We start from the raw sequence: 25,039 nt of genomic DNA, 5'->3' as shown, positions 1-25,039 counted from the left end.
AAACCGTCACAGCCTGTCGCGCAGACAACGCGAACGGGAGTGTCCCATGCACGTGACGATCGAGCAGGCCGAGACGGCGATCGCGGCCGCGCGGGCGAAGGCCGTCGAGCCCGGCACCCAGATGTGCATCGCCGTGGTGGATTCCGGCGGCAACCTCAAGGCGTTCCACCGCATGGACGATGCCTGGGTCGGGTCCATCGACATCGCCCAGAAGAAGGCCAAGACGTCGGTGTTCTTCGGCATGATGACCGGCCAGATCGGCCAGCTGTCCCAGCCGGGTGGTCCGCTTTACGGGATCGAGCACTCCAACGACGGGCTGATCACCTTCCCGGGCGGGATCCCGATCGTCGACGCCGACGGCGTGATGTCGGGCGCCATCGGGGTCAGCGGCTCGACGGTGGAGAACGACCACACCGTCGCGGAAGCCGGCGCCAAGGCCATCGGCCAGACCGAACTGCCGGCCCATCCCTGGCGCACCTGAGCCTGCGGATTCCTCAGGGCTCGCGCCGCGCCAGCGCACGGCCGATCCCGAGGAGCAGCATCTCCGAGACCGTCTTCAGATAAGGGTCCCCGTGGCGCTCCAGCGCCGCGTGGACCGCGATGCCGTGGTCGGCCGCGACGTTCAGGTCGGCCCCCTGCGCGGCGCCGCTGCCCTCCGCGTCCCGCACCGACGGCGGATGGAGATCCGTCACGTCGATATAGGCGCCGCGCCCCCGCAGCGCGCCGTCCGCGTCGGGCGTCAGGCAGCCGCGGTTGAGGATCCAGCGGGTCTCGCCCGCCCCGGTCAGGATGCGGAACTCCAGCGAAACCGGGCCCCCGGTCCGACGGACATGGTGGATCCGGCCGAACACCCAGTCCCGGTCCGCCGGGTGGATGCGGCCGAGGGCGGCGTCCAGCGGCAGCGGCGTCCCGGCGAGCCGCGGGTCCCCCGCCAGAAGAGACGCCGCGCCCGTGTCGAGCACCGACCGGCCGACCCGGACGTCCGTATCCCAGAGTCCGATCAGTCCGGCGGCCTGCAGGGCAGAGGCTGCCGTAGAAGCCAGCATCATGGAATCCTCTCCGAACTGGCTAGTATCGATGATTGTACGATGATGGACAGATTGATCCGCGCCACATGCGCGCGGCAAGCCGGATGTCCAGTATCGTCCCGGTCGACAGCTTCATACGCGGCGTCGCGGCCGCCGAGTTTCGGGTCGCATTGCGGCCGAGGAAGACATCGATGCGGCGCAGGGCGAATCTCGGCGTTCCTCGACAGGTCTCGGTCGTCCCATCACGGCACAAAGACCGGATCCACATCGCTGCGGCAGAGAAAGTTCGATCACAAATGATGGGTAGACCGCGCGATCGGAGAGAATTCCGCACTCCGCCCCGGGCTCCGGGACGGCCGCTGCCCGGCCGCCGGAACGCGCGTCGCCCGACCCTGGTGCGGGTTGCCGGTGCGCCGTAACCTGCACCGTCCGGTCGGCATTCGGCAGAGGCACCATGGAGCGCACGGTGGACCGCATCAACCTCCCGCTCTCGCAGGTCCGGCTCTGGGACAGCCTGATGGACCTCGCCCGGATCGGCGCGCTCCCCAACGGCGGCAACGACCGGCAGGCCCTGACTGACCGCGACGCCGAGGGCCGCGCCCTGTTCCAACGCTGGGGCGAGGCGGCGGGGCTGACGCTCACCGTGGACCGGGTCGGCACCATGATCTTCCACCGCCCCGGGCGCGATCCGAGCCGCAAGCCCGTGGCCATCGGCAGCCATCTCGACACCCAGCCCACCGGGGGCAAGTTCGACGGACCCCTCGGCGTGCTGGCCGGGCTCGAGATCATGCGCGCCCTGCACGAGGCCGGGATCGAGACCGAGGCGCCGCTCCTGCTGATCAACTGGTGCAACGAGGAGGGCGCGCGCTTCGCCCCGCCGATGAGCGGCAGCGGCGTCGCCATGGGCATCGTCCCGGAGGCCGACATCCTGGCGACCCGGGACCTCGCGGGCCACGTCTTCGGCGACGCGCTGCGGCGCATCGGCTGGCAGGGCACGGCGGATCCGGCCGCCCTGCGGGAGATCGGCGCCTATTTCGAGCTCCACATCGAGCAGGGCAAGCGCCTGGAGGAGGCCGGCCTCACCATCGGGGTGGTCGACCGGGCGCTCGCCCAGATCTGGTACGAGATCACCGTGCTGGGCGAGGAGGCCCATGCCGGCAGCCCCATGGCGGGCCGGCGGGACGCGATGATGGCCGCGGCGGCGCTGATCGCCTCGCTGGAGGACATCGCCGAGACGGCGGTCGGCGAGGGGGGCGAGCGCGGCCGCGCCACCGTCGGCGTGCTGAAGGCGGAGCCGGCGAGCCGCAACATCACGCCCGGCCGGGTCTGGTTCAGCCTCGACACCCGCCACGGCGACACCGCGCAGCTGGAGGCGATGGGGACGCGGATCCGCGCCCGGGCCGACGCGCTGGCGGCCGGGCGCGGCGTCACGATCCAGGTCTCGGAGTTCTGGCGGGCGCCCCCGACCCCGTTCGATCCGGTTCTGGTGGATCGCGTCCAGGCGGCGGCGGAGGCGCGGGGCCATGCCTGGACGCGGATGCCGACCGCGATCTACCACGACGCCGTCTACTGCGCCCGCGCGGTGCCGGCGGCCCTGGTGTTCTGCCCCTGCCACGGCGGGATCAGCCACAACGAGGCCGAGAGCATCACGCCGGCCTGGGCCGGGGCCGGCCTGGAGGTGCTGGCCGACGCGGTGCTCGCGACGGCGGGTCTCGCCGCCCCCCGGACCGGGCCGGCCTGAGCCCCGCCCGCACCGGCACCCGCGTACGAACGGAGACTGGGTTCCGCATGTCCGACGACAACGTCATCCGCCCCGCCTTCGGCGTCCCCCGCACCCCCGCGCCGGAACCGGAGCCCGATCCCGCCCAGGCGCCCCTGCGCGTCTTCGGCACGGGGGCCGGCCATCGGGTCGGCCTGATCCGGGACCCGTCGGCGGTCGAGGGCGACGTGATCCGGGTCGTGGTCGGTCCGGAGGACGAGCGGGGGGTCGAGACCGTGGCGCTGCTCCCCGCCGACGCGGAGACCGAGGCCGAGCGGATCGGGTTCGCCATCCTGCGGGCGCTGGAAGTGGTCGAGGGCGCGGTCTGAACCGCCGGGTGGGCGGCGCGCGGTCTCGGAGAGCGGGAGCGGCCGGGGCGAACGGGCGCCGGCGGGAGGGCGGCGGGAGGGCGACGGGAGGAAAGGCATGACGGGCGTTCGGATCAGCAGCACGGAGATCGCGATCCCCGCGCGGGCCGGACTCGTCTGGTCCGTGCTGACGGATCTGGATTCCTACCCGGCGTGGAACCCGTATATCCGCAAGGCGGCGGGCCGCCTGCGCGAGGGCGCGCGCTGGCGCCTGGAGCGGACCCTGAACGGCCGCGCCTACCGGACGCGCCAGGTGACGGTGACCGGCTGGGAGCCCGGCCGGCGCCTCGCCTGGCGCGGCGGCCTCACGATGCCGCCCCTGCTCGTCGGCGAGCACGAGGTCCGGATCCTCGAGACCGCCGACGGGGTCCGCCTCGTCCAGGCGGTGGCCGTCGCAGGCCTGCTCGCTCCCGCCCTGGTCCCGTGGCTGCGGACGCGCCTGCAGGCCCGGTTCGCGGCGATGAACGAGGCCCTGCGCGACGAGGTCCTGCGCCGGCTGGCCGAGAGCGCCTGACCGCTCCGGTCAGACGACCGGCTTCGGCTTGACGACGGGCGAGCGCGTCAGGCTCTCGATCGCGCGGCCCGGCCGTCCGGCCTTGCGGGCGATCTCTTCCTCCTGCTCGGCAATGAGCTGCCGGGCCGGCTCGTCGCCGTCCAGGCCGCCGAGGATCTCGGCCGGCACACGCCGGTTCGAGGCCCGTGAACCGTCCGTGAAGACGATATCGAACAGAACGGAGCCCCGCTCCTGGGGTCTCGACTTGATGCGTTTGGCCATAGGTGCTGATACGCCGCCGGAATCGGTCGCGGCAAGGTGCGTCGCCGGGCAGGGGGTTGCGCGACGCGCACTGCCGGGTCCGGGCGCCGCCTTGCTCCTGCCGCGATCCCTCCGCCGCCCGTACGGGACGGGCGCCGGCAAGCCGAGGACGTGTGCGTGATACCCTGGGTTCATCTCGATACCGGATCCGTGCCCGGGGGCGGCACCGACCTGCGCCTGATGCGGCGCGGCGACGAATTCGCCATCATGGCCGACACGATCGAGCTCATGAACAACCGGCGCAGCGGTTCCGAGGTGGCGCTCGCCGCGATGACCTGCGCGCGGCTCCAGGACCGGCCCCGGGCCCGGATCCTGATCGGCGGCCTCGGCATGGGCTTCACCCTGCGGGCGGCGCTCGAAGGCCTCGGGCCGGAGGCGCAGGTGGTGGTGGCCGAACTGGTGCCCGCCGTGGTCGCCTGGGCCCGGGGGCCGCTCGCCCACGTCTTCGCCGGCTGCCTGGACGATCCGCGGGTCGACCTGCAGGAGGCCGACGTCAACCGCCTGATCCAGGCCGGCCCGGCGCGCTACGACGCGATCCTGCTCGACGTCGACAACGGCCCGGAGGGGCTGATGCGCAAGGCGAACGACCGGCTCTACGACAATTGGGGCCTGAAGCGCGCCCGCTGGGCCCTGCGGCCGGGCGGCATCCTGGGCGTCTGGTCGGGCGCGCCGGACCGGAAGTTCAAGAGCCGCCTGCAGCGCTCCGGCTTCGCGGTCGACGAGCAGCGCGTCCACGCGAGCGGCCGGGGCAGCGGCCCGAAGCACGTGGTCTGGCTCGGGACCCGGACCGAGGGGCAGGCCGAGACTCGGGACGAGGGCCGGGGCGAGGGCCGACCGGCGGGCGGCGCCGGACCGCGCGGACCGGCCCAGGGCCGGCGGCGGCCGGCGCGCTAGGGCCGTTCCCGCACGGGGTGCAGCCTGGTTTTGTGATTCCCGACCGCGGGGTGACGGGACCGACGATGCGGCCTCTGCGGCGTTCCGATCCACCCCTCTCCGCCTGAGGGGCTCGCGCTCCGGCCCCTCAGGAGGACGGGGGCGGGTCGGACGGCCGGCCCTGGTCCGGAGCGCGCCATAGCAACGCGGGGAGAACGGCTCTCGCGACCGGGGCTGACGCCCAGGGTCGCACCCCCTGTCCCGATGCGGGACGCTTCCGCACATTCCCAGCATGGGTGCGACGGGCGGGCATCTCTACACGGTCGAGGTCAGGCCGAGCCGGCATGATCCCGGCCGCTTCACCTGGGCGATCCGCGACCGCGGCAAGCTGGTCCGGGGGTCGTTCCGCCCGTACACCTCCGAGCACGCGGCACGCGCCGTCGCGGAGGCGGAGATCGAGCGGCTCATCGGCCAGGATGGTCGGTCCGGGGGGGCCTAGATCCCGTTCGCGTCCACCCATCACCGCCAGATCCGCGTGCAGGGCGCCCTGCACGTCGCGCGGTCCGTCCGCGATCCCGCGCGGTGACATGCTTCAGGCGCATGGCTGAGCGGCCCGACAGGGGAGCATATGCATATCTCCCCGGCGTCCGATCCGTTGCATGCCGCACTGCGGTATCCTATCTTTGCATTGCGGGATGGCGATGGCGTCGCGATCCCGCTGCCCTTCTTGGGCGTTTCCTCCCTAGACTTCGGGCCGCTCCTTCGGGAGTGGCCTTTTTTGTTTGCGCCGACGCACGGTTCGATGGCGCGGAACCGGGAGCTTGGCGGTACGTTTTTCCGCCATGGAACACTACCGCTCCACCCTCGGTACCACTGCCGTTGCCGTATTCGGGCTGGTGGCGGCCGCGCATATTCTGCATCCGGGCAATTACGAGGTGCAGACACGCCCTGCACGTCCGGTCGTGACGGCTGCGGCACCGGTCGCGCCGGCCGCCTGGGTGAATCCCCCGGCCCACGCGTCGGCACCGGAGACCACCGGGGCGCTGGCAGCTGGCCCGACGCCGCGGATCGCCGCCGCGGTTCCCTCCACGGCGATGCCGACCGCGCCGCTTCCGGCCGAGATGGCACGTCCGGCCGAACCGCTGCGGAAGGCCGTGGCGACGCATCGGCCGAAGGGGGCGGAGCGCGGGTCGCGCCGGGCTGCCCGGCTTCGCCACGCCGCACTCGAGCGTACCGCGCAATCCGATCGGCCCGCCGTCGTCGCCGCGGCCCCCCAGACGGCCCCGGTGGCCGCCCCGTCCCCGAAGATCGATCCGATCGGCGACATCATCCGCGGTCTCGGCCTCGGTCGCGACGGCTGAGCCGCGCTCCGAAGCCCGGACTCCGACGCGGCGGAAGGGTGCGTCGCGCACGGGATGGCGAGATCCGCCGGCTGGTCCGGGGGTAGGTGCGCATCGCCGGTGCGCAGAGCGATGCTGTCGCCACGGCGCAGATATAAGTCGGTCGTGATGGACCGGCCCGCCGACGGCAGAACGAACAGGGTGGCGGCGGGTCGCTCGGCTCAGGCGGTCGCCCGGGCGATGCCCATTCCGATCGCAGCCCCTGTCATCTTCGGCGCAAGAGAGGGCGTCATCTGTTTGGGTCGTCGCCGTTCAGGGTGGCGCCGGGGCAGTCGCGCGCCGCCAGGGCGCTGCGGACATGCTCGCGGAAGACCTGGACACGGGCGGGCAATTCGCGCCCCGCGAGGGTGACGGCGCGCAGATGCGCGCCGCGGGTCGCCCAGGGGCTGAGCACCCGCAGGATCTCCCCCGCCTCCACGGCGCGGGCGGCGACGAGGCTCGGGAGATGGCCGATCCCGGCGCCCGCCAGGGTCAGCCGGTGCGCGGTGGCGAAGTCGCTGACCCGGATGGCCGGGCTCAAGGCCAGCGGCTCGGTACGGCCCTGCCCGTCGGTCAGCACCAGTCCCGCCGTGCCGATCCGCTCCCGGGCGAGGATCAGGTCGTGGTCGTGCAGGCCCGCGAGGTCCGTCGGGGCCGGGCGGCGCAGCAGATAGGCGGGGGCGGCGTAGAGGCCCAGAGCCAGGGTCGCGAGGACCATCGCGCGGTAGCCGGTCTCCTCCGCGCCGCCGAGACGCAGGGCGAGGTCGATCCGGTTGGCCGCGAGGTCGAGGCGCGCGTCGGTGTTCAGCATCTCCACGGTGATCTGCGGGTAGGCGGTCCGGAAGCTCGCGACGATCTCGGGCATCACCTCGATCCCGAAATCGATCGAGGTCGTGATCCGCAGGTGCCCGGTCGGCACCGTGCGGGCGTCGCGGGCGGTCTCGGCCGCCTCGTCGAGGAGGGTCAGGCTCTCCTGCGCCTTGGCATAGAAGGCCAGCCCTTCGGCCGTCGGCGAGACCGCCCGTGAGGTGCGCGCCATCAGCCGGGCGCCCAGCGCCTGTTCCAGGCGGGAGATCCGTCGGCTGACGCTGCCCTTGGTCTCCTGCAGGCTCGCGGCCGCGGCCGTCACCGTGCCGAGATCGACGACGGCGCAGAAGGCCCGAACATCCTCGAGTCCGCCCCGGAAGGTTTCCGTTCTCGCAACCATGGGGTTCCGGATAGCAGGCTCAACCGGTGCCGTGAACGGGTCTACAGGGCTGCTGCGGCGCAGCGAATCGCGCTCGACCGTCTGCTCTGCAGGAGACATCCTTGAAGTCGATTCTCGCCTCCGGCCTGCTGGCCCTGTTGGTCGCCACCCCGGTCGCCACCTCGGCGCTGGCCCAGACCCCGCCGACCCGCGATCCGGCGCAGATCCAGGCCGGCACCTACGCGGTCGATCCCGGCCACACCCAGGTCGGCTGGCGCGTGTCCCATATGGGCTTCTCGAACTATGCCGGCGGCTTCTCGGACGTGTCCGGCACGCTGGAGCTGCAGCCGAAGAACCCGTCGGCGGCCAAGCTCTCGGTGAAGATCCCGGTCGCCTCGGTGACGACCACCAGCGCCAAGCTCACCGACGAGCTCAAGGGCGACCAGTGGCTCGACGCCGCCAAGTTCTCCGACATGACCTTCGTGTCCACCAAGGTCACGCCGGCCGGCAAGGACCACGCGAAGGTGACGGGCGACCTGACGCTCCACGGCGTGACCAAGCCGGTGACGCTGGACGTCACCCTGGTCGGCGCCGGCGTGAACCCGCTGAGCAAGAAGTATACGGTCGGCTTCGAGGCCACCGGCACGCTCAAGCGCTCGGAGTTCGGGGTGAAGACCTACGTGCCGCTGATCGGCGACGAGCTGCACCTCACCATCGCGGGCGCCTTCGAGAAGCAGGACTGACACCGGGGGATCGGCCATGGCGAACGGGGTTTCCGCGCGGCGGTACTCCGCCGTGGCGATCCTGCTGCACTGGGCGAGCGCGCTCGCCGTGCTCGTCCTGATCGGCCTCGGGCTGACCATGACGCACGCGGCCCTGGCGCCGCTGCGCCAGTTCCAGCTCTACCAGTGGCACAAGTCGGTCGGCGTCACGGTGCTGGCGCTGACGGTCCTGCGCCTCCTCTGGCGCCTGACCCACCGGCCACCACCGCACCCGGTTGGGATGCCGGCGCGGGAGCGGCGGGCGGCCGCGGCGGCGCATCACCTGCTCTATCTGCTCCTCGTCGGGCTGCCCCTGACCGGCTGGGCCGTGGTCTCGCTGTCGCCGTTCAACATCCCGACGGTGCTCTACGGCCTCGTCCCCTGGCCGCACCTGCCGCTGGCGGCCCACGTCCCCGACCCCGCCGCCGCCGAGGGCCTCCTCAAGCAGGTCCATGCCCTGGGGGCGTGGTTCCTGGCGGCCCTCCTCGCCGTCCACGTGGCGGCCGCCCTGCGCCACCATTTCCTCCTGCGCGACGACGTGCTGCGCCGCATGCTGCCGGGGCGCCGGCCGTCGACCGCCCCGATCGTGGAGCCCACCCGATGAACGCGCGTCACCTCTGCCTGCTCGCGGCGCTGCAGGGCGCGTTCTTGTGCGCGTTCCTGAGCGGGGCCCTGCCGGCCGCCGCCGCCGAGTGGGCGGTGGATCCGGCCCGGAGCGCGATCCGGTTCTCGGGCGTGCAGGTCGGCGTCCCGTTCACCGGGCGGTTCGAGCGGTTCACGGCCAGCGTGGATTTCGACCCCGCCAAGCCCGAGGCGGGGCACGCGCTCGTGCTAGTCGACCTCGCCAGCGCGCGGACCGGGGACGTCCAGCGCGACGAGGCCCTGCCGCAGAAGGACTGGTTCGACGTCAAGGCGGCGAGCCAGGCGCGCTTCGAGGCGACCCGCTTCGTCGACAAGGGGCAGGGCGACTACGCGGCAGTGGGGACGCTGACGATCCGCGGCACGAGCCGGCCGGTGACGCTGCCGTTCCACCTGACCTTCGACGGCGGCGCGGCGCATGCCGTGGGGCGCGTCGGCCTCGTCCGCACCGAGTTCGGCGTCGGCCAGGGGGCCTGGGCCTCGGGCCAATGGGTGGCGCTCGATGTCGGCGTCGAGGTCGACATCGTCGCGACGGCGCAGCCGGCCTCCGGCCACTGATCCCGGCCCCGGTCGACTCCTTCGGCGGGTGTCACGCGCTCCGTCATCGCGAGCGCAGCGAAGCGACCCAGGGTAGCGCGCCCTCCGTAAGTGTGGCGCTCCTGGATCGCTTCGCTGCGCTCGCAATGACGGCGGCCGGGCGTCGGACGCCGCCCCGTCCCGGCCCGCTACCCCGGCCGGTCCTCCGACCCGGTGCCCAGCGCCCGCTGGACCATGACGCTGTCCGACCAGTGGCCGTACTTGAAGCCCACCGCCCGCAGGTAGCCGACCCGCTCGAACCCGCAGGCCTCGTGGAGCCGCAGGGACGCCGCGTTCTCGGCGTCGATGTAGCCGATCATCTGGCGGTAGCCGCCGGCCGCGCAGGCTTCGATCAGGGCCGGCAGCAGCCGGCGGCCGATCCCGGCATGCAGGTGGTCGGGATGCACGTAGATCGAGTGCTTCAGCGTGTAGCGGTAGGCCGGGCGTTTCCGGAACGGCACCGCGTAGGCGTAGCCCGCCACCGCGCCGTCCCGGTCGGCCACGAGGTGGGGCAGGCGCTTCTTGCGCATGGTCTTGCGCCGCCGCTTCAGGTCGTCGGGAAGCAGACGGTCCTCCTCGGCGACGCCGACATCGCTCACGCCCCTGCTGATGTGGTGCTCGTAGATCGCCACCATCGCCTCGACATCCGCATCCGAGGAGGCGCGGATGACGATGTCGGGGCAGGTGCGGGCCGGGACCAGGCCGGGCGTCTCGACCTCGATCTCCATCAGGCCCCCTCGCGTGCCACGTAGGTGTGGAAGCGGATCCGCCCGTCCGGATCGACCTCGCGGTAGACGCCCTGGATCTCGGCCTCGAAGCCCGGGAACAGGTTGGCGGAGGCCTCGAACATCTTGAAATAGTCGAGCATGGGCTTGGCCCGGTCGTCCAGGCGCTCGCCCGGCAGCACCGTGCCGATGCCCGGGGGATAGACCAGCATCAGCGTGGTGGCGATCCGCCCCTCGGCCTCGGCGATCGGCACGTAATCGACCTTGTTGCGGGTCAGCAGCTGGGCGGCCTTCTTGGGCGGCATCACCATCTCGGGCAGGTGCTCCGGGGCGAACTGGCGCCGCTGGAGCGTGGAGGTGCCGGCCTCCCGGTGGAAGGCGTGGAATTCGGCGCAGAGGTCGCGCAGGCGCACACCGCGGTAGCGGTTCGGCCGGCGGTTGACGAATTCCGGCATGGCCTCCTCCAGCGGGACGTTGTCGTCGTGGAGCCGCTTGAAGGCGACGAGGCCCGAGATCAGCGTGCCGGCCTTGGAGGATTCGACCCCCGGGGTCAGCAGGAAGAGCAGCGAGTTCAGGTCGTTCTTCTCGGCGACGATCCGGTTCTCACGCAGGTACTGGGCCACGATCGGCGCCGGCACGCCGTGCTGGGCGTAGGCCCCCGTGTGCCGGTCGAAGCCGGGGGTGAGCACGGTGAGCTTGTTCGGGTCGGTGATCGCGTAGCCCGGCGCCACGTGGGTGAAGCCGTGCCAGCGGGCGCCCGGCTTCAGCTCCCAGTGGCGCGGCGTGGCGGCGAGCTCGTCGGTCGGCACGCTCTCCCACGGCACCTCGGCGCCGTCGGCATTCACCGTCACGTCCGGCACGAAGGGGTCGAAGAACCAGCGCCTTGCGGGATCGCGCTCGTTCTCCTCGAATTCCCGCCGGATCGCCCGGACCTTCTTGCGCCACTCGATCCCGAGCCGGATCGTGTCGTCCCACAGGATCATGCCGGAGCGGCCCTTCATCATCTGGGCGCCGACGTCGAGGGAGGCGAAGAGCGGGTAGAAGGGCGACGTGGAGGCGTGGACGAGGAAGCTCTCGTTGAGCCGCTTGTGCTCGACCCGCCGGGTCTGGCCGCGGATATGCCCGTCGCGGGTGTGGATCTGCGAGGCCTGGGAGAAGCTCGCGAGCTGCTTGTGGGTCGATTGCGTGGCGACGATGCCGGGCGAGGTCTCGTCGAGGCCGGTCAGCCCCATGGCGAAGCGGCGGGCGTAGAGCGGGTGGAACTTCATGAAGCCCGCCCAGGCCTCGTCGAACAGGATGTAGTCGCAGAGGTGGCCGATCTTCTCCAGGATCTCCTGGGCGTCGTAGATCGTGCCGTCGTAGGTGCACTGCTCGATCACCGCGACGCGGAACGGCCGCTCCCGGCGCCACGCCTCGGGATCGGTCACCAGCGGGTTCCGGCGGATCTTCTCCCGGATCCGGGTCTCGTCGAGGGCCTCATGATACATGGGGCCGATCAGGCCGTAGGCGTTCCGGTCCGTTTCCAGAAAGATCGGGATGCCGCCGCCCAGGAACAGGGCGCCGTGATGCGCCGCCTTGTGGTTGTTGCGGTCGAACAGGACGAGGTCGTCCTCCGCGATCAGCGAGGACAGGACGATCTTGTTGGAGGCCGAGGTGCCGTTGAGGACGAAGTAGGTCTTCTCGGCCCCGAAGATCTTCGCGGCCTCCTTCTGGGCCTTCAGCGCCGGGCCCTCGTGGGTCAGCAGGTCGCCGAGGTCGAGGACCGAGTTGTCGAGGTCGTCGCGGAAGATCGCTTCCCCCAGGTGCTCCACGAAGATCCGGCCGATCGGCGACCGGTTGTAGAAGATGCCGCCGTTGTGGCCCGGGCAGGTCCAGAGCTGGTTGCCCTTCTCGGCGTAGTCGACGAGCGCGCCGAAGAACGGCGTCTTGAGGGTCTGGGCGTATTGCGTGACCCGGCTGACGAGGCCGCGGGCGATGAATTCCGGCGTCTCCTCCGCCAGGAAGATGTAGCCGTCGATGAAATCGAGCAGTTCGACCGGGATGTCCTCCAGCCGCTTGCGGCGGACCATAATGACGATCGGCATCTCCAGGCCGCGCTTGCGCATCATGTCGATGAGGGCGGCGGCCTTGCCGTCGAGGCCGCGCTTGCCCCAATCGACCACGAGGCAGCCCACCGCGGCGTCGGTCTGCACCGCGATGGCCGCGTCCTCGACCCGCCGGGCGCGCACCACCTCGAAGCCGCGCTGCTCCACGGCTGCCACGATCTGATTGACGCGCGCCCCTTCGAGATCGTCCGGATCGAAGGCGGGGGCGCACATCAGGACCGTGAAGCGACGGTGGAAGTCCATGGAGCCCTCTCTGGCCTCGGATGCAGCGCGTGGCTTTCCGGCCCGTCTGCGACGATTGCATGACAACGTGCGCGGCGGGCGGTCGTGGTGCGGACGAAAGGGCTTGATCCGGGCGCGGTCGGAGCCGTTGGACCGCGGCCTTCCCACCCGCGCCCTCATCCTGAGGTGCCGGTCGGAGATCGGTCGCGCGGCCCGCGGCGGCAACCCGTCTCAGGGTATCACAGGGCGCGCCGCCGCGCCCAGACATCCGGATTGACCAGTCCGCCCGGCCGCCGGCCTGCCAGCACGTCGACCACGCGGCCGGCGGCGGTTTCGGCGGTGCGGATCAGGGCCGACCCGGTGGAACCGCCGACATGGGGCGTCAGGATCGCCCGCGCCTGACGGGCGAGGGGGTGGTCGGCCGGCAGGGGCTCCTGCGCGAAGACGTCCAGCCCGGCGCCCGCGATCGTGCCGGATTCCAGCGCCTCCACCAGGGCCGCCTCGTCGATCAGACCACCGCGGCTGGTGTTGATCAGGAAGGCGTCCCGCTTCATCCGGGCGAGCTGGTCCCGGCCGATCAGGCCGCGGGTGGCAGGGGTCAGGGGCACGTGCAGGGAGACGATGTCGGCCTCCGCGAGGAGCGCGTCCACCGAAGGAGCCCGCAGGGCGCCGGCATTGGCGAAGTCGGCGTCCGGCCGGCTCGGGCCGTAGGCCAGCACCCGCAGGCCGAGGGCCGTGCCGAGCCGGGCCGTCGCCTGCCCGATCGCCCCGAAGCCGACGAGGCCCAGCGTCAGGCCGGCCAGCTCGATCAGGCGGGCGGTGAACTTGAAGCTGTCGTCCCCGCGCCGGACCGAGCGGTCGGCCTCCGGCAGGGCCTTGGCCAGGGCGAAGATCAGCGCCAGCGTCTGCTCGGCCACCGAGACGGCGTTGGCGCCGGGCGTGTTGACCACCACGATCCCGGCCTCGGTCGCCTCGGCGGTGGCGACGTGGTCGGTGCCGGTGCCGTGCACGCCGATCACCCGCAGGGCCGGGGCCGCCGCGATGGCGCGGGCCGGGAAGCCGGTGTTGCGGGTGATGACGGCGACGCACGGGGCGGCCTCGCGGGCCAGGGTCTCGGGATCCGTGCCGCTCGCCGGACGCGGCTCCAATCCGGCCGCCCGCAGCCGGTCGAGGCCCGCCGCGTGGATCGGCTGGACGATGAGGCACGGACCGGTGATCACGGGAAAACCTCTGCACTAGAGGAGGGGTGACAGGCACGTTTCGCGCCGGGCCCGTCTAGGCGGGGTGGGCAACCCTGGCAACCGGGCGCCCCGGTCTCCGCCGCGGCAACCCGATCGGACGCGCGCGATCCACACCCGATCGCGGCCGTGTCGGGCCCCGCACGCCCCGCCCGGCCCGACGATCCCGGCCGCGCGCCTCGGCCGAGCTCTGGCCCGGCCTTCCGCGAAATCGCCGGCTCGACCGTGCGATGATGAGTGAGGCACTGATAATGATGTCGTTCGGCAATGGAATTCAGTATAGAACGCACTCAATATCGATCACGTAGATCGACCCTGCGTGCGCTGAATATAATTATAATTAATCCAAATGTATTTTTGACACACGTAGAGATATTTGCTGCCTTGCTCCGTGATTCGGAGCTTTCGTCACGACAATGCGGTCTCAAGATTTCTCGGTGTCGGTTTCCGCGCGGAACCGGCGCCGGCGGCGCGCGGCCCGGCCGGTTCTCCCGATGGCTGTCCTGCTGGGCTTCGTCGGTTCCGGGCTGCACGCGGCCCGCGCGGAGGAGGCCGGGGCCGGCCGGGAGGTCCAGCTCGACGAAATCTCGGTCGCGAGCGCGGCCGCGCCGCGCGGACCGGTCCCGGCCTATGCCGGCGGTCAGGTGGCGCGGGGCGGTCGCCTCGGCCTGCTGGGCGATACCGAGATCCAGAAGGCGCCCTTCAGCATCGCCAGCTACACCGACACGCTCATCCGGGACCGGCAGGCGCGGACGGTGTCCGAGACCCTGGTCCTCGACCCGTCGGTGCGCGCCACCCAGACCACGGGGGCGCCGTTCGACTCCTTCTCCATCCGGGGCTTCCCGTCCAACGAGAACACCAGCGGCGAGGTCGCCTTCGACGGGCTCTACGGCATTGCCCCGAGCTTCCGCATCTTCACCGACTACGTGGAGCGCATCGAGGTCCTAAAGGGGCCGTCCGCCGCCCTCACGGGGGTGTCGCCGAACGGCGCGGTCGGCGGCGTGGTCAATATCGTCCCGAAGCGCGCCGGCGCGGACCTGACCCGCGTCACCCTGGATTACGGCTCGACCGCCTGGGGCGGCAGCCAGGTCGACGTCGCCCGCCGCTGGGGGCCGGGACGGGAATGGGGCGCCCGCGTCGTCGGCAGCCTGCACGGCGGCGCCACGCCCTTCGACCGCCAGACTGAGACGACCGGCGTCGGGGCCCTGGCCCTCGACTACCAGGGTGACCGGTTCCGCGCGTGGCTCTACCTGCTGGCGCAGACGGACCGCTTCAACGCGCCGCTGCGCCCGTTCCTCCTGCGGGCCGGCGTGCCCGTACCGCGGGCGCCCGACGGTCGCCTGAACCTGACCCAGCCCTGGGAATACTCGGACGTCGACGATCGCGGCGGCCTGCTGCGCACCGAGTACGACCTGACCGATCAGGTCACGCTGTTCGCGGATGTCGGCGGCGGGCAGACCGGAGTGGAGCGGTACTTCCAATCGGCACCGACGATCCTCAACGGCCGCGGCGACACGACCAGCACGCCGCAATTCTACGCCCTCGGCGTCGACCGGCTCACCTACGACGCCGGCGTCCGGGCCCGGTTCGAGACCGGATTCATCCGCCACGCCCTCACGCTTCAGGGCTCCGTGTACGACGAGGCGACGGGACGGCGGTTCTCGCCCGGCCGGGGCGCCTACCTGTCGAACCTCTACGTGCCGGCCCTCGTCCCGTACATCGCGCCGATCTACGGCATCGGCCGGCCCCGCCTGTCCGACAGCACCCTGTCGGGGATCGCGGTGGCCGACACGCTGTCGGCCCTCGACGAGCGCGTCCTGCTGACCCTGGGTGTGCGCCGCCAGCGCGTGGAGGCGCACAATTACCTGTCGAATGTCGGCACGCTGGCCTCGTCGTACGACAAGAGCGCCACGACCCCGATGGTCGGTCTCGTGGTGCGGCCCTGGGACTCGGTCTCGCTCTACGGCAACTACATCGAGGGCCTGAGCCGCGGCGACGTGGCCCCGGCGGTGGCGACCAATTCCGGCACGATCCTCGCTCCCTACGTGGCCCGACAGGTCGAGGCGGGTGTGAAGCTCGATCTCGGCCGGTTCGGCGCCACGCTTGGCGCCTTCCGGATCACGAAGCCCGCGGGCGAACTCGGCCCGCAGGGGCGCTTCGCGGCGACCGGCGAGCAGCGCGTCAGCGGCCTCGAGCTGAGCCTGTTTGGCGAGATCACGCCGCAGGTGCGCGTGGTCGGCGGCGTGACCCTGCTGGACGGACGCCTCGTCCGGACGGCGCTCGCCGCCAATCGCGGGCACCGGCCGATCGGCGTGCCGGAGGCCCAGGCGAGCCTGGGCGCCGAGTGGGACCTGCCCGGGCTGCCCGGCCTGACGCTCAACGGCGCCGTCATCTCCACCGGGCGGCAGTTCGTCGACCTCGCGAACACCCAGGCCCTGCCGGCCTGGGCCCGCCTCGACCTTGGCCTGCGCTACACGACCCTCGTCGCCGAGCGGCCGACGACCTTCCGGGCCAGCGTCCTCAACGTGACCGACGCGCGGTACTGGACCGGGGTCGCGTCGTTCGGCACCTTCTTTCAGGGCGCGCCGCGCACCTACCTCCTGTCGATGGGGGTGGATCTCTGAGCCGGACCGGAGCGGCCATGCTGCTTCTGACGAGCCGCGCGATGTTTCACGGGAAACATTTTCTTAACCCTGAAGGTCGGGCGTGCGGGGGCCGCCCGCTGTTGCAGCGGCGCCGTCGCGGCGCGGCGCCGGCCGGGTTACCACCGGTCCACCATGACCACATCGAGCTGGCGCACCCTCCGCAACGAGCAGGCCCGGGCGCGGCTGGAACGGGCCCTGCCGTCGGTCTTCCCGGCACCGGTCCTTCAGCACGCCTTGGCGCGCCCGCTGATCCCGCCGACACCGCGGCTCGCCGTCGAGAGCTACTGGCGCAACCACATCCTCCGCGCCGACCGGCTGGCCCGGGCGCTGGCGGCCCGCTCCGGGACGCCGGAGGGCTGGACCTGGCAGCTCGGGGCCGAGGGCCGGGCCGGAAGCTTCCGCATGCCGCCGGCACCCTACCGCGATCCGGCCTTCGCCCGCGGCCGGGGCGCCTGCTGCATTTGCGGTCAGCCGGTCTACCGGTTCGGCTGGCACCGGGATCTCTGGGCGCGCGGCGCCCCCAACACCAATGCCGGCTGGCACGCGGCCTGTGTCGCGGCCTGGAAGTTCTGGATCGCGCCGCATGCCCAGGTCCGGGCGCTGAAGCTCCGCCAGCGGCATCGCTGCACCACCACCGGCAAGCGCCTGCTGAAGACGGCCGAGGTCGACCACACCCTGCCGCTCTACCGGGTCTGGCGGGAACACCGCGACGCGCCCTGGCCGGTGCTGCTCGGCTATTGGGGGGCGCCGAACCTGCAGGTGGTCAACCGCGCCGCCCATGTCGACAAGTGCCGCGACGAGGCGGTCGAGCGCTCCCGGACCGTGCAGCGTGCCCGTTTCCGGGTGGTCGAGGACGAGTCCGGGTTCAGCGTGGTCGAGGAGGAGTGACCGGCCGGCTCAGCCGTCCAGGGCCTCGAAGGCCCGCGACAGGTCGGCCAGCAGGTCGGCTTCCGCCTCCAGGCCGACGGAGAGACGCAGCAGCCCGTCGGTGATGCCCGCGATGGCGCGCGCCTCCGGGTCCATGGCCGCATGCGTCATGGTCGGCGGATGGGCGATCAGGCTCTCGACGCCGCCCAGGGATTCGGCCAGCGTGAACACCCGCAGGGCCTCCACGAAGGTCTTCACCGCCGCACGGCCCCCGACGAGCTCGAAGCTCAGCATGGCGCCGAAGCCCGCCTGCTGCGTCTTCGCCAGGGCGTGTCCCGGATCGGTGGGCAGTCCCGGGTAATGCACGCGAGCCACCGCCGGATGCGCCTCCAGGAAGGCCGCCAGGACGGCGGCGTTGCGCTGCTGCTGCTCCACCCGCACGAACAGGGTGCGCAGGCCCCGGAGCGTCAGATAAGCGTCGAGGGGCGAGCCCGTGACCCCGATCGTGTTCGCCCAGGCGGCGAGTTCCTCCCCAACGGCCTTGTCGGCGGCGACCACGACCCCGCCGATGACGTCGGAATGGCCGTTCAGGAACTTGGTGGTGGAATGGACGACCAGATCCGCCCCGAGGGCGATCGGCTGCTGCAAGGCGGGCGACAGGAAGGTGTTGTCCACCACGGCCAGCGCGCCGGCCGCCTTCGCGTCCGCGGTGATGCGTCGGATATCCACCACGCGCATCAGTGGGTTGCTGGGCGTTTCGATCAGCACGACCTTCGGCCCCTCGGCCAGGGCCGCCGCCCGCGCGTCCGGATCGGTCTGGTCGACGAAGGCCACGCGGTAATGCCCGCGGGCGGCGCGGAAGCTCAACAGCCGGTGAGTCCCGCCGTAGCAATCGTGCGGCGCGACCAGGAGATCGCCCGGCCGCAGGCTCGACAGCGCGAGATCGAGGGCCGCCATGCCGCTCGCCACCATGACGGCGCGGGCGCCGCCCTCGAGCTTGGCGATCGTGTCGGCGAGGGCGTCCCGCGTGGGGTTGCCGAGACGCGAGTAGTCATAGGGTCCGGCCTGCTCGAAGGCCGGGAACTTGAAGGTCGTCGACAGGTGGATCGGCGCGATCACCGCGCCGAAGGCCGCGTCCTGGGCCACGCCGTTGGCCGCCGCAACGGTACGGGCCGCAAATCCCTCTGACATCGCCTCGTCCTCCACGCAGAGATCGTCCGCACCGTCCAACCGGAGCGAACGGGCGTTCTTTATGCAGAACGTATCAGACTTTCAAGAGAACGGTCGCGCGTTCATGCTGGGACGGTCAGCGCCCGGCGACGCCACGGCCAGGGCGCCAAGCCGGCGAAGACCTGTCCCGTCGGATCCGCGCGCGGAGCAGGGCCGCCGCCCGATAGCCGAGCATCACGGTGGACAGTCCGTAGCGCAGGACTGTGTCGCCCCGGCGGTCGGGTCGCCACCTTGGCCGGGCATGACGACCGCGTGCCAGTGCCGCAGGCCTTGTGCGCGCGGCGGGGTGAACGCGTCGAACAGGGTGGTCCTGTCGATGGCGGACAGGCGCAGGCCCAGGGCGCCACCGGTCATGCCCGGGGGCTCCGGAGGTCGTGCGGCCGCGTCATCGGGTCCTTCGAGATCGGCCACGATGACACCCTTTCGCCCGCCCGCCGCGGCGGAGTCAGGCGGTGCGGGTGTCGCGCACCGCCGCCGGTGGCGTCTCGTCCGCCACGGCCGGTGCGGCGGCCCGCACGCCCTCGGCCGCCTGCGCCAGGGTGCGGGCCAGGAGACCGGCCCGTCCGGCCCACAGGTCCCGTTCGTCGCGCAGGACCTCAAGCCGGTCCGCGGAGGCGGCCAGTGCGACGCGCAGGCCGTCGATCTCCGCCCGCAGGTCGGTCGTACGCTGCCGCTCGCTCGCCAGGGCCGCCTTGAGCACGCTGAGGGCGGCTTCGGTCGCGCCGCGCGTCCCGGCGGGGCGACGCAGGACCGGTGCGGCCCGCGGCGCCCGATCCGACCCGGCAGGAGCCGGTCCCGGGGCCTGGGATGCGGGCTCCGGACGCAGCCGCGCGATCTCGGCCCGCACCTGCGCGACGTCGAGCCCGGCAGCCGCACGCGGCTCGGGCCCGGCCGCCAAGGGCGCGCGCTCCACGGGAGCGCTCTCCAAGGGGGCGGCCTCCACGGGGGCAGCCTCCAAGAAGGCTGTCGCCACGGGATCGGCCCCCACGACCGGAAATCCCTCTTCCTCGAGAACGAGCCCGTGCAGCATGGCGAAGACCCGGTCGCCGTCGAGGCGCGCGAGGTCGAAGCCGCTCTCGGCCGAGAGGCTGCTGAAGCGGGCCTGCCCGCTGGACGACTGGCCCACGAACGCCATCGACCAGTTGGCGAAGGCGCGGCTCTCCGCCGGGCCGCATTGCAGGACCGTGACGTCGTCGTGCCGCAGGTCGCGCTGGATCCGCTCGAAGGTCGTCTCGACCCCCCGACGCGGACCTTCGAGCACCTGCGCGAAGGCGCCCGCGTTGAACATCAGGGCGCCGGTTACCCCGAGGGCCGCGTTGTTCCGCTGGGACGCGTCCAGGATCTGGCGGACCGCGGCCATCACCTCCGGCTCCGAGCCCTGCAGCAGGTTCTTGCTGGCATAGACGAGACGGTAGAGGTCGCTCATGGCAAGGCATTCCGAAGGGGAGAGTGATCAGGTCTGCGGAAAGCCGGCGAAGACCTGGCGCAGGTCCTCGGCGGGTACGGGCTTGCTGATGAGGTAGCCCTGCACGTCGGTGCAGCCCTCCAGGCGGATGCGCTGCATCTGCTCGGCCGTCTCGACGCCCTCGGCGACGGTGGTCATGCCCAGGCTCTTGCCCAGGCCGGCGATCGCCCGGATGATCGCCTCGCCGTCGGGCTTGCTGGTCAGATCCTTCACGAAGGAACGGTCGATCTTGATCTTGTCGAAGGGGAACGAGCGCAGGTAGCTCAGCGACGAGTAGCCGGTGCCGAAATCGTCCATGGAGACGCGCACGCCGAGTTCCCGCAGCCGGTGCAGGGTCTGGAGCGTCCTGTCGTTCTCCTGCAGTAGCACGCCCTCGGTGATCTCCACCTCCAGCCGCCGGGCGGGCAGCCCCGAGCCGGCCAGGGCCGAGATGATCGTCTCCACCAGCCGGTCGCTCTTGAACTGCGCCGGCGAGACGTTGACCGCCACCGACATGTGCTCCGGCCAGGTCATGGCGTCGCGGCAGGCCTGGCGAACGACCCACTCGCCGATCGGGACGATGAGGCCGATCTCCTCGGCGAGCGGGATGAAATCGAGGGGCGAGACCAACCCGCGTTCGGGATGGCGCCACCGGATCAGGGCCTCGCAGCCGATCAGCGTGCCGCTCGCGAGCTGCAATTGCGGCTGGAAGTGCAACTGGAATTCCCGCCGGGCGAGCGCCTGACGCAGGTCGAGTTCGAGCTTGCGGCGCGCCTGCATGCGCGCATCCATCTCCGGCTCGAAGAACCGGTAGGTGCCGCGGCCGTCGAGCTTGGCCCGGTAGAGGGCGAGGTCGGCGTTCTTCAGGAGCCGGTCGGCGTCGGTCCCGTCCTCGGGGGCGAGCGCCACGCCGACGCTGGCGCCGATCGTCAGGAGATGGCCCTCCACCATGTAGGTGCGGCCGATCAGGTCGACGACGCGGCGGGCAAGGGCCTGCGTGCCCGCCGCGTCGCGGATCCCGGCCTGGAGGATGACGAACTCGTCGCCGCCGATCCGCGCCACCGTGTCGGTGGGCCGCACCGTCGAGCGCAGGCGGTCGGCGACCGTCTCCAGCAGCGCGTCGCCGATCGGATGACCGAGCGTGTCGTTGACCGGCTTGAACCGATCGAGGTCGATCAGCAGCAAGGCACAGCACTCGCCCGTGCGCGCGAGACGCGCGAGCGCCTCGGCGAGACGCTCGCGCAGGAGCAGACGGTTCGGCAGACCGGTGAGGGGATCGCGCCGCGCCATCGCGTCGGCCCGGGCTTCCGTGGCCTTCCGGATGCTGACATCCTCCAGCGAGACGACCCAGCCGCCCGTCGCGAGGGGATGGAGTTCCACCTGGACCGTGTGGTCCCGGTGCCGCAACTCGAACACGACCGGCTGCCGCCGGGCCAGCGCGCGGCGGAGGCTGCGCAGCAGGGCGCCCCGCGGCGGGGCGGTCCCGGCCCGCAGGGCCCGCAGGGCCCGCAGCAGCGGGATCGCCGAAGCCTGCACCCGCAGCGTGACATTGAGGCCGGCCAGGAGCTGCCGGGCCGGGGCGTTCGCCGCGATGACCGTCCCGGTGGGGTCGATCATCAGCAGACCCTGCCGGACCGCGTCGAGAAAAGGGAGCAGGGGATCGCGCCCGACGCCCCGCTCCGGCAGGGGCGGACGCGCCGCCTCCCGGCGCGACAGGTCGGCAGGCTGGGGATCCGCGCGCATGCCTAAGGGGCCTCGGAGTGAGCCGCCGGGCAAGCTGCGGCTGGAAACAGGGACTCCATAGATGCGAAGATGCTAATTCCATCTTTAAGGACCAGAAGATCGCGGGCTTGATCTGCGTTCAAGACTGCGAATGCGATCGTGTCGCTCGCCGCCGCCCGGTCCGCTGCGCTCACGCCATGAGCCCGGTACTCTTCAGGGAGCCGCAGGCGGGGGCGGGCGTCGGCGATCGCGGCGATCCGCAGGTTCCCGGCCGGCGCGCCCGGCCTGTCGGCCGCGCGAGGGGGATCGGTTCGGGCACCCCGACAGGACGCTTGCCAGAGCGCCGGTCCGCGGAGGACCCAGGCGATGCGGCGGCGGCGGTCGGTCGGGCGCGGATGCGGAGGTGTGCATCCCGGGCTTGGCCGGCCTGCGCCCGGCCCCTTGCGTCGCGCGGCGAGCCCCACTACATCCGCTTCACCGGACGCGACGGCACGCCGTCCTCCGGTCCTTCCAGCAGCATCGCCGGCCAGCGACGACCCTCAGGGTCGGATGGTCGTCGGACTTGAGCCTAGGCTCAACCCGCACGCGGCGACTGAGGGAGCGTCCATCGTCCAGCGCTTCACCGAAGGGCCCCCGGGCCGTTCCGCGTTGCGCTTTGTCGACGGAGGCACCGGAGACCGGCTCGACCGGTTCGGTTCTTTCGCCGGGAAAAAGGGCGGTTGACACGGAAGTCTGGGGCGGCTTATACGGCGCCTCCCGACGCGGTCCGGAAGAAAAACGGAGCGGGTCGGACGGACTTCCCGAGGTTTAGAAAAGTAGATCTGGCGAGAGCCAAGGTACTTGACTTCTCCTCGAAAGGTAATTACGAGAGTGATTACTGATCTTTGACAAGTTGGAATTGAGGAAGGGAGACGCGGGCGGCGTTTGTCCTTGCGGCCAGGCCTTAGGGTCTGGCGTGAGAGACTTGTGCCGATCTGTTGTTCTTCTTTCTGAGCTCACCGACGGGTGTTTGGCGCTGTGAAGCGTTGGATGCTTGGTCGATGTGAGGCTCCGTCTGAGAATATACGTGATCGGCCAGATCAATCTCTTCAACGTGAGAGTTTGATCCTGGCTCAGAGCGAACGCTGGCGGCAGGCTTAACACATGCAAGTCGAGCGGACCTTTCGGGGTCAGCGGCGGACGGGTGAGTAACGCGTGGGAACGTGCCTTCCGGTTCGGAATAACCCTGGGAAACTAGGGCTAATACCGGATACGCCCTTATGGGGAAAGGTTTACTGCCGGAAGATCGGCCCGCGTCTGATTAGCTAGTTGGTGGGGTAACGGCCTACCAAGGCGACGATCAGTAGCTGGTCTGAGAGGATGATCAGCCACACTGGGACTGAGACACGGCCCAGACTCCTACGGGAGGCAGCAGTGGGGAATATTGGACAATGGGCGCAAGCCTGATCCAGCCATGCCGCGTGAGTGATGAAGGCCTTAGGGTTGTAAAGCTCTTTTATCCGGGACGATAATGACGGTACCGGAGGAATAAGCCCCGGCTAACTTCGTGCCAGCAGCCGCGGTAATACGAAGGGGGCTAGCGTTGCTCGGAATCACTGGGCGTAAAGGGCGCGTAGGCGGCGTTTTAAGTCGGGGTGAAAGCCTGTGGCTCAACCACAGAATGGCCTTCGATACTGGGACGCTTGAGTATGGTAGAGGTTGGTGGAACTGCGAGTGTAGAGGTGAAATTCGTAGATATTCGCAAGAACACCGGTGGCGAAGGCGGCCAACTGGACCATTACTGACGCTGAGGCGCGAAAGCGTGGGGAGCAAACAGGATTAGATACCCTGGTAGTCCACGCCGTAAACGATGAATGCCAGCTGTTGGGGTGCTTGCACCGCAGTAGCGCAGCTAACGCTTTGAGCATTCCGCCTGGGGAGTACGGTCGCAAGATTAAAACTCAAAGGAATTGACGGGGCCCGCACAAGCGGTGGAGCATGTGGTTTAATTCGAAGCAACGCGCAGAACCTTACCATCCTTTGACATGGCGTGTTACCCAGAGAGATTTGGGGTCCACTTCGGTGGCGCGCACACAGGTGCTGCATGGCTGTCGTCAGCTCGTGTCGTGAGATGTTGGGTTAAGTCCCGCAACGAGCGCAACCCACGTCCTTAGTTGCCATCATTCAGTTGGGCACTCTAGGGAGACTGCCGGTGATAAGCCGCGAGGAAGGTGTGGATGACGTCAAGTCCTCATGGCCCTTACGGGATGGGCTACACACGTGCTACAATGGCGGTGACAGTGGGACGCGAAGGAGCGATCTGGAGCAAATCCCCAAAAGCCGTCTCAGTTCGGATTGCACTCTGCAACTCGAGTGCATGAAGGCGGAATCGCTAGTAATCGTGGATCAGCATGCCACGGTGAATACGTTCCCGGGCCTTGTACACACCGCCCGTCACACCATGGGAGTTGGTCTTACCCGACGGCGCTGCGCCAACCGCAAGGAGGCAGGCGACCACGGTAGGGTCAGCGACTGGGGTGAAGTCGTAACAAGGTAGCCGTAGGGGAACCTGCGGCTGGATCACCTCCTTTCTAAGGATGCTGACAGCAGGATGACCGGTTCTCCGGTCCGCTCCTCGGACGGCGTCATTAGGATATCAGGGCTCAGTCAGAGCCCATTGGCGGGACAGATGCCGCCCTCGTTTCTCTTCCTCACCAGATAGCGCGATCGCTCAAGCGATCCGACTGCGGCTGATGCTGCGGTTTGGTCTCGCGACAGCTTGATCGTACTGGGCCTGTAGCTCAGGTGGTTAGAGCGCACCCCTGATAAGGGTGAGGTCGGACGTTCGAGTCGTCCCAGGCCCACCATGGACGGGACGTTCGACCTGCTGGCATGCCCCTTGGGGACATAGCTCAGTTGGGAGAGCGCGTGCTTTGCAAGCATGAGGTCGTCGGTTCGATCCCGTCTGTCTCCACCATCTTTTTGGGACTTGGCGTCGTGCAAACGGCCGCCGCCCGAAGGTGTGTGTCGAGGCCGCTATCTGGAGACTGCGTTTGCCGCGGCAATGATCAGCGAGGACCGACAGGTTCGGTTGATGCTGCCGTGTGCGAAAACAATCAGTGACATCGTGAAGAGGGAATGTGGCCGTCAGGCGCGCGAAAGCGTCTGCCCGGCGGTCATGTTCGGCAAGCATACGGTGATCGGGTCGGAAACGATCTGATCACTGGTCTTTTTGTGACCGTGTCGCGCTGATCGGCCAGCCTTACGGCTGTCGGATCAGCGACGGACATCGATCACGAGAGCGATCAAGTGCCTTAAGAGCATTCGGTGGATGCCTTGGCGCTGAGAGGCGATGAAGGACGTGGTACGCTGCGATAAGCCTTGGGGAGCTGCGAACGAGCTTTGATCCAGGGATTTCCGAATGGGGAAACCCACCTTCGACCTTCCGTATTGCGGGACCAGGCGCGAGCCTGGTTCCT

21 protein-coding genes, 2 tRNA genes and 2 rRNA genes (1 of these 25 only partly in view) are annotated in these 25,039 nt (G+C 70.4%); 16 read left to right on the top strand and 9 right to left on the bottom strand.

Annotated elements, in window-relative coordinates:
* Nucleotides 1–46: 46 nt before the first annotated feature.
* Complete coding sequence (locus A3862_RS09590) at nucleotides 47–481, top strand: GlcG/HbpS family heme-binding protein (protein WP_111473545.1); 435 nt, start codon at nucleotides 47–49, stop codon at nucleotides 479–481.
* A 13-nt stretch (nucleotides 482–494) separates the two neighbouring features.
* Here A3862_RS09590 and A3862_RS09585 read toward each other — a convergent pair whose 3' ends face one another.
* Nucleotides 495–1,049: a PAS domain-containing protein gene (locus tag A3862_RS09585; protein WP_111473544.1), complete on the bottom strand. Its 555-nt coding sequence runs from the start codon at nucleotides 1,047–1,049 to the stop codon at nucleotides 495–497.
* A 433-nt stretch (nucleotides 1,050–1,482) separates the two neighbouring features.
* On the opposite strand from A3862_RS09585, the gene A3862_RS09580 reads away from it, so the two are divergent.
* The 3 genes from A3862_RS09580 (at nucleotide 1,483) to A3862_RS09570 (ending at nucleotide 3,669) form a co-directional block, all read left to right on the top strand.
* Nucleotides 1,483–2,769, top strand: a complete 1,287-nt coding sequence (locus A3862_RS09580) for a Zn-dependent hydrolase (protein WP_043387079.1) — start codon at nucleotides 1,483–1,485, stop codon at nucleotides 2,767–2,769.
* Between the two features lie 47 nt (nucleotides 2,770–2,816).
* Nucleotides 2,817–3,116 (top strand): hypothetical protein, encoded by a 300-nt coding sequence (locus A3862_RS09575; protein ID WP_043348759.1) that lies wholly within the window; start codon nucleotides 2,817–2,819, stop codon nucleotides 3,114–3,116.
* Between the two features lie 97 nt (nucleotides 3,117–3,213).
* Nucleotides 3,214–3,669, top strand: coding sequence for an SRPBCC domain-containing protein (locus tag A3862_RS09570; RefSeq protein ID WP_043348757.1), 456 nt, complete (start codon nucleotides 3,214–3,216; stop codon nucleotides 3,667–3,669).
* Nucleotides 3,670–3,678: 9 nt separating this feature from the next.
* On the opposite strand, the gene A3862_RS09565 is transcribed toward A3862_RS09570, so the two are convergent.
* Nucleotides 3,679–3,930, bottom strand: coding sequence for a hypothetical protein (locus A3862_RS09565; RefSeq protein WP_043348754.1), 252 nt, complete (start codon nucleotides 3,928–3,930; stop codon nucleotides 3,679–3,681).
* Nucleotides 3,931–4,086: 156 nt separating this feature from the next.
* On the opposite strand from A3862_RS09565, the gene A3862_RS09560 reads away from it, so the two are divergent.
* The 3 genes from A3862_RS09560 to A3862_RS09550 all read left to right on the top strand — a co-directional run bounded on the left by A3862_RS09560 (nucleotide 4,087) and on the right by A3862_RS09550 (nucleotide 6,203).
* The gene (locus A3862_RS09560) at nucleotides 4,087–4,863 is read left to right on the top strand and encodes a spermidine synthase (protein ID WP_043348750.1); all 777 of its coding nucleotides are present in this window, start codon (nucleotides 4,087–4,089) and stop codon (nucleotides 4,861–4,863) included.
* A gap of 271 nt (nucleotides 4,864–5,134) precedes the next feature.
* On the top strand, nucleotides 5,135–5,341 hold the full coding sequence (locus A3862_RS09555; protein WP_043348747.1) for a hypothetical protein: 207 nt from the start codon (nucleotides 5,135–5,137) through the stop codon (nucleotides 5,339–5,341).
* A 322-nt stretch (nucleotides 5,342–5,663) separates the two neighbouring features.
* The gene (locus A3862_RS09550; RefSeq protein WP_236961915.1) at nucleotides 5,664–6,203 is read left to right on the top strand and encodes a hypothetical protein; all 540 of its coding nucleotides are present in this window, start codon (nucleotides 5,664–5,666) and stop codon (nucleotides 6,201–6,203) included.
* Nucleotides 6,204–6,471: 268 nt separating this feature from the next.
* Here the strand turns inward: A3862_RS09550 and A3862_RS09545 are convergent, their stop codons facing one another.
* Nucleotides 6,472–7,428: a LysR family transcriptional regulator gene (locus A3862_RS09545; protein WP_053611297.1), complete on the bottom strand. Its 957-nt coding sequence runs from the start codon at nucleotides 7,426–7,428 to the stop codon at nucleotides 6,472–6,474.
* Nucleotides 7,429–7,529: 101 nt separating this feature from the next.
* On the opposite strand from A3862_RS09545, the gene A3862_RS09540 reads away from it, so the two are divergent.
* The 3 genes from A3862_RS09540 to A3862_RS09530 are packed head-to-tail and all read left to right on the top strand — an operon-like array spanning nucleotide 7,530 to nucleotide 9,365.
* Nucleotides 7,530–8,150 carry a YceI family protein gene (locus tag A3862_RS09540; protein ID WP_111473542.1) on the top strand — a complete coding sequence of 207 codons (621 nt, stop codon included), beginning with the start codon at nucleotides 7,530–7,532 and terminating at the stop codon, nucleotides 8,148–8,150.
* Nucleotides 8,151–8,166: 16 nt separating this feature from the next.
* On the top strand, nucleotides 8,167–8,772 hold the full coding sequence (locus tag A3862_RS09535) for a cytochrome b (protein WP_043387087.1): 606 nt from the start codon (nucleotides 8,167–8,169) through the stop codon (nucleotides 8,770–8,772).
* Nucleotides 8,769–9,365, top strand: a complete 597-nt coding sequence (locus A3862_RS09530) for a YceI family protein (protein ID WP_111473541.1) — start codon at nucleotides 8,769–8,771, stop codon at nucleotides 9,363–9,365. Before A3862_RS09535 ends, A3862_RS09530 begins: the two co-directional genes overlap by 4 nt.
* Before the next feature lie 167 nt (nucleotides 9,366–9,532).
* Here the strand turns inward: A3862_RS09530 and A3862_RS09525 are convergent, their stop codons facing one another.
* The 3 genes from A3862_RS09525 to A3862_RS09515 form a co-directional block, all read right to left on the bottom strand.
* Nucleotides 9,533–10,111 carry a GNAT family N-acetyltransferase gene (locus tag A3862_RS09525; protein WP_043348725.1) on the bottom strand — a complete coding sequence of 193 codons (579 nt, stop codon included), beginning with the start codon at nucleotides 10,109–10,111 and terminating at the stop codon, nucleotides 9,533–9,535.
* On the bottom strand, nucleotides 10,111–12,456 hold the full coding sequence (locus A3862_RS09520; protein WP_043348722.1) for an Orn/Lys/Arg decarboxylase N-terminal domain-containing protein: 2,346 nt from the start codon (nucleotides 12,454–12,456) through the stop codon (nucleotides 10,111–10,113). The genes A3862_RS09525 and A3862_RS09520 overlap by 1 nt, the downstream gene beginning before the upstream one ends.
* 218 nt (nucleotides 12,457–12,674) lie before the next feature.
* Nucleotides 12,675–13,655, bottom strand: a complete 981-nt coding sequence (locus tag A3862_RS09515; protein WP_043759665.1) for a hydroxyacid dehydrogenase — start codon at nucleotides 13,653–13,655, stop codon at nucleotides 12,675–12,677.
* A 512-nt stretch (nucleotides 13,656–14,167) separates the two neighbouring features.
* Here A3862_RS09515 and A3862_RS09510 point away from each other — a divergent pair.
* The gene (locus A3862_RS09510) at nucleotides 14,168–16,297 is read left to right on the top strand and encodes a TonB-dependent receptor (protein WP_043761536.1); all 2,130 of its coding nucleotides are present in this window, start codon (nucleotides 14,168–14,170) and stop codon (nucleotides 16,295–16,297) included.
* Nucleotides 16,298–16,450: 153 nt separating this feature from the next.
* On the top strand, nucleotides 16,451–17,206 hold the full coding sequence (locus A3862_RS09505; RefSeq protein ID WP_043759667.1) for a hypothetical protein: 756 nt from the start codon (nucleotides 16,451–16,453) through the stop codon (nucleotides 17,204–17,206).
* A gap of 9 nt (nucleotides 17,207–17,215) precedes the next feature.
* Here the strand turns inward: A3862_RS09505 and metB are convergent, their stop codons facing one another.
* From metB to A3862_RS09485, 3 genes are all read right to left on the bottom strand, one after another.
* On the bottom strand, nucleotides 17,216–18,376 hold the full coding sequence (metB, locus tag A3862_RS09500; protein WP_043761539.1) for a cystathionine gamma-synthase: 1,161 nt from the start codon (nucleotides 18,374–18,376) through the stop codon (nucleotides 17,216–17,218).
* 484 nt (nucleotides 18,377–18,860) lie between these two features.
* The gene (locus tag A3862_RS09490; RefSeq protein WP_043759669.1) at nucleotides 18,861–19,841 is read right to left on the bottom strand and encodes a BLUF domain-containing protein; all 981 of its coding nucleotides are present in this window, start codon (nucleotides 19,839–19,841) and stop codon (nucleotides 18,861–18,863) included.
* Between the two features lie 27 nt (nucleotides 19,842–19,868).
* Entirely contained in the window at nucleotides 19,869–21,602 is a 1,734-nt protein-coding gene (locus A3862_RS09485) for a putative bifunctional diguanylate cyclase/phosphodiesterase (protein WP_111473540.1), read from the bottom strand.
* A 1,068-nt stretch (nucleotides 21,603–22,670) separates the two neighbouring features.
* On the opposite strand from A3862_RS09485, the gene A3862_RS09480 reads away from it, so the two are divergent.
* The 4 genes from A3862_RS09480 to A3862_RS09465 all read left to right on the top strand — a co-directional run.
* Nucleotides 22,671–24,151: ribosomal RNA gene (locus A3862_RS09480) — 16S ribosomal RNA — on the top strand.
* 199 nt (nucleotides 24,152–24,350) lie between these two features.
* Nucleotides 24,351–24,427, top strand: a tRNA-Ile gene (locus A3862_RS09475).
* A gap of 34 nt (nucleotides 24,428–24,461) precedes the next feature.
* Nucleotides 24,462–24,537 (top strand) — tRNA-Ala (locus A3862_RS09470).
* Nucleotides 24,538–24,863: 326 nt separating this feature from the next.
* Nucleotides 24,864–25,039, top strand: a 23S ribosomal RNA gene (locus A3862_RS09465); it runs 2,625 nt beyond the window's last position.
* Together the 16S and 23S rRNA genes with 2 tRNA genes alongside form the textbook arrangement of a ribosomal RNA operon.

It is taken from the genome of Methylobacterium sp. XJLW (assembly GCF_003254375.1).
GTDB lineage: Bacteria > Pseudomonadota > Alphaproteobacteria > Rhizobiales > Beijerinckiaceae > Methylobacterium > Methylobacterium fujisawaense.
Note: the sequence above shows the minus strand (reverse complement) of the source record. Positions and strands in the feature narration are given on the sequence as shown.

Excerpts from the sequence above, each read along its gene's own strand:
- A3862_RS09590 (WP_111473545.1), top strand. The coding sequence starts at position 47 with ATGCACGTGACGATCGAGCAGGCCGAGACGGCGATCGCGGCCGCGCGG.
- A3862_RS09585 (WP_111473544.1), bottom strand. The coding sequence starts at position 1,049 with ATGATGCTGGCTTCTACGGCAGCCTCTGCCCTGCAGGCCGCCGGACTG.
- A3862_RS09580 (WP_043387079.1), top strand. The coding sequence starts at position 1,483 with ATGGAGCGCACGGTGGACCGCATCAACCTCCCGCTCTCGCAGGTCCGG.
- A3862_RS09575 (WP_043348759.1), top strand. The coding sequence starts at position 2,817 with ATGTCCGACGACAACGTCATCCGCCCCGCCTTCGGCGTCCCCCGCACC.
- A3862_RS09570 (WP_043348757.1), top strand. The coding sequence starts at position 3,214 with ATGACGGGCGTTCGGATCAGCAGCACGGAGATCGCGATCCCCGCGCGG.
- A3862_RS09565 (WP_043348754.1), bottom strand. The coding sequence starts at position 3,930 with ATGGCCAAACGCATCAAGTCGAGACCCCAGGAGCGGGGCTCCGTTCTG.
- A3862_RS09555 (WP_043348747.1), top strand. The coding sequence starts at position 5,135 with ATGGGTGCGACGGGCGGGCATCTCTACACGGTCGAGGTCAGGCCGAGC.
- A3862_RS09545 (WP_053611297.1), bottom strand. The coding sequence starts at position 7,428 with ATGGTTGCGAGAACGGAAACCTTCCGGGGCGGACTCGAGGATGTTCGG.
- A3862_RS09535 (WP_043387087.1), top strand. The coding sequence starts at position 8,167 with ATGGCGAACGGGGTTTCCGCGCGGCGGTACTCCGCCGTGGCGATCCTG.
- A3862_RS09530 (WP_111473541.1), top strand. The coding sequence starts at position 8,769 with ATGAACGCGCGTCACCTCTGCCTGCTCGCGGCGCTGCAGGGCGCGTTC.
- A3862_RS09525 (WP_043348725.1), bottom strand. The coding sequence starts at position 10,111 with ATGGAGATCGAGGTCGAGACGCCCGGCCTGGTCCCGGCCCGCACCTGC.
- A3862_RS09520 (WP_043348722.1), bottom strand. The coding sequence starts at position 12,456 with ATGGACTTCCACCGTCGCTTCACGGTCCTGATGTGCGCCCCCGCCTTC.
- A3862_RS09510 (WP_043761536.1), top strand. The coding sequence starts at position 14,168 with ATGGCTGTCCTGCTGGGCTTCGTCGGTTCCGGGCTGCACGCGGCCCGC.
- A3862_RS09505 (WP_043759667.1), top strand. The coding sequence starts at position 16,451 with ATGACCACATCGAGCTGGCGCACCCTCCGCAACGAGCAGGCCCGGGCG.
- metB (WP_043761539.1), bottom strand. The coding sequence starts at position 18,376 with ATGTCAGAGGGATTTGCGGCCCGTACCGTTGCGGCGGCCAACGGCGTG.
- A3862_RS09490 (WP_043759669.1), bottom strand. The coding sequence starts at position 19,841 with ATGAGCGACCTCTACCGTCTCGTCTATGCCAGCAAGAACCTGCTGCAG.
- A3862_RS09485 (WP_111473540.1), bottom strand. The coding sequence starts at position 21,602 with ATGCGCGCGGATCCCCAGCCTGCCGACCTGTCGCGCCGGGAGGCGGCG.